Annotated in this window: 1 protein-coding gene and 1 pseudogene; one reads left to right on the forward strand and one right to left on the reverse strand. The window is 62.7% G+C overall.

The annotated features are described in order from the left end of the window. A pseudogene (locus NKJ09_RS32400) lies at positions 1–243 on the forward strand (transposase); the annotation flags it as partial. Positions 244–738: 495 nt separating this feature from the next. Here NKJ09_RS32400 and NKJ09_RS32405 read toward each other — a convergent pair. Further along, complete coding sequence (locus tag NKJ09_RS32405) at positions 739–1,593, reverse strand: class I SAM-dependent methyltransferase (RefSeq protein ID WP_352496795.1); 855 nt, start codon at positions 1,591–1,593, stop codon at positions 739–741. Between the last annotated feature and the right edge of the window lie 766 nt (positions 1,594–2,359).

Genomic DNA, 2,359 nt, shown 5'->3' on the forward strand with positions numbered 1-2,359 from the left:
GGAGCACCGCGCCAAGCTGCACTCGACCAACCCGATCGAGCGCCTCAACGGCGAGATCAAGCGGCGCACCGAGGTCGTCGGCATCTTCCCAAATGATGACGCCCATCGTCCGCCTGGTTGGCGCGATCCTGCTCGAGCAGAACGACGAATGGGCCGTGCAGCGCGCCAGATACATGACGCTGGAAACCATCAGCCAAATGAGCGATGATCCTTCTGATCAGCCTGCCAGCCGTGGCACGCTGATCAGCCCGGCCCCATGCCGGAGAGCGCGGCGACCAAGCCGTCAGCTACACCACTCCCTGGGACACGATCCCTCTTCTGAGTAATTGATCGTCCTCAATAGGTCCGCGTCGCCAGTCCCGTTCGAACATCGCCGATTCGGTTTGGTTTCCACCGCGGGCCCGGCTGGCGGCTCCAAGGCATTCTCTCGAACCGCGGCGGCTCCTGCTCTCATCTGTAGCCGAGCAGGCGAACCCCCATCAAATGCCGGAGAACCAAATTCGTGGTTGTCCTCGATCGCCCGGGCCAAACCCTCTGCATGATCGTTTCGATTACGATCGCAAATTTGACGGAACGAACACATAAAGGCCCCTGGCCGAACAGCACGGCCTGCTTTCGAAAACCAACCTGCTCAAAAGCGCTGGACAATTCACGATAGCTGTATTCCTTCAGGTGAAATTCAGTTGCGAAGGGCAAGGCCCTGGAAGTCCCGGCCGCGCGCCCTGAAGTCCGGCGCTGTTATTTGGTGGCGACTGCCGTGATGCCCATCAGGACGCCGGCCAATTGATTGTGCCGCAACCGAGCCGGAAGCCGTTGCACAGCCCGTTCGATGCCGTGCAGCAGCCGGTAGGGCGGCGTGGCGAGCCAATATCCGGCGACCACCAGCGGGAACTCGATCGTGCGAAAGCCCGCCTGGAGCATCAGGGCGCGCAGTGAGCGGTAGTCGTATTCCCGCATGTGCGTACCCGTCGCCACCTCGTCGAAAAACATCGAGATATCGTGCGGCCCCGTGACGCTGCTAGGGGTAGTGCACACATAGTGCCCGCCGGGCCTGAGGACCCGGTGGATCTCCCGGAGCTGAGCCTCGGCGTCCTCCACGTGCAGATGCTCCATGAGCTGGTCCGAATGCGCCAGATCGACGGAGTTGTCCGCGAGCAGGATCTCGACCCCGTCCGTCTTCAGGAAGCGGAAATTGGCCGGAGCAACGGCGAAATCCACCAGGGCGTCCGTGACATCGAGGCCCACTACCTGACGGGTGATCCCGGACAGCGCGAAGGGCAGCGAGGCGTCACCGCAGCCGATCTCCACGTACACGTCGCCGCGCCCCATCAGAGGTTTGAGGGCCCTGACCTGTTTCGCGATCCGGTCCGGGCGCGAGCCGATTGCGGTTTTCTGCGGGTGGTCCGGCAGGCTGTTGAACAGTTCCGAATAGACCTCAGGATAGAGTCGGGACCGCTCGTCGCGGGAGGCGGCCCGCAGCCGATCCGCGAGCCGGCGTTCGAGTTCGTAGTGCGCGATCAGGCGCTCGGGCGGCCGTGTGTCCTTGCAGCGCCGCTGGATCGCGACATAGTCAGACTTCAAATTCGTCAGCACGCGCGCCCCATTCGATCTGCCCGCTTCTTGTGGCCTAGTCTGAGACCCTGGCGACCGGCTGGCGCGGTCCACCCGGCAGCCGAGCGGCCCAGCACAAAGGCCTTAGGGAGAACCTCGGCCCGACAGTTGAAATCCCCGGCCAGCACAGAGTGTATCCATGCAGAACAATCATCCCTCGATGGCCTCCCAGTTTCTGACCGCACCCCTCCCAGGGCGGTGACCCCGGAGGGCCTCAAGACAAGCAGGAGGGCCTTCATTCCCCTGCGGCGGGCCGCCTGTGACGTGGGAGTGATGTGCTCGGAATTGTATTCTGTATCCGTGGCCATGGCGCGTGGCTTTCACTTTCAACGATGGCCATCCCGTCCCGAACTGGTCGAGCACGGGTCGACGAGCAGCTCTGCCTTATCGTGAGCTTTCTCCGCCAGCGGCACAACTGTCCCTTTGTGGGCACTCCTTCCGGACAAAGCACCGCCTTGGGCGAAGTCACAAAACTCGGCCAATGAGCACATGGCTGCGGTGCTGCAGGAGCCCTTCAATGGCACCACCGGATGTCCAACCCAGTCGCGACCGAGATCCCCGTGAAGTGCGCTCCATGGCAGAGATGACGCCAAAAGACAAGGTCGCGTCCCTACAGGTGGTGTAGCTCGGCGGTAGCGAAGCCGTTTGCGAGCGCGCTCTCGATAGCGCTGTAGCGAGCGAGCGGCTTTGCGGTGGTCATCGACAGTTCGCCGGTAAGGTCGGGTTGCTGACACCAACCTGATTCGAA

Source organism: Mesorhizobium sp. M0189, from assembly GCF_040322135.1.
GTDB lineage: Bacteria > Pseudomonadota > Alphaproteobacteria > Rhizobiales > Rhizobiaceae > Mesorhizobium.